Genomic DNA, 247 nt, shown 5'->3' on the forward strand with positions numbered 1-247 from the left:
GTGGGAAGTACAAACCCCATCCAGTCAGACGAGTAGAAATACCTAAACCTGATGGTGGGGTAAGACTTCTTGGAGTCCCAACAGTCGTGGACCGCATGGTCCAACAGGCACTAGTGCAAATACTACAACCAATATTTGAACCAACATTTTCTGATAATAGCTTTGGGTTTAGACCAAACCGTAATGCCCAACAAGCGATCAAAAGGTCAAAGGAGTACTACGTTCAAGGCTACAAATATGCAGTTGA

Annotated in this window: 1 protein-coding gene; it reads left to right on the top strand. The window is 44.1% G+C overall.

Annotated elements, in window-relative coordinates; all coding sequences use genetic code 11:
- The coding region (locus CDO51_RS13370; RefSeq protein ID WP_240503604.1) for a reverse transcriptase domain-containing protein at positions 1-247 on the top strand (247 nt) is incomplete at both ends.

Origin of the sequence: Natranaerobius trueperi (genome assembly GCF_002216005.1) — a bacterium.
Taxonomy (GTDB): Bacteria; Bacillota; Natranaerobiia; order Natranaerobiales; family Natranaerobiaceae; genus Natranaerobius_A; species Natranaerobius_A trueperi.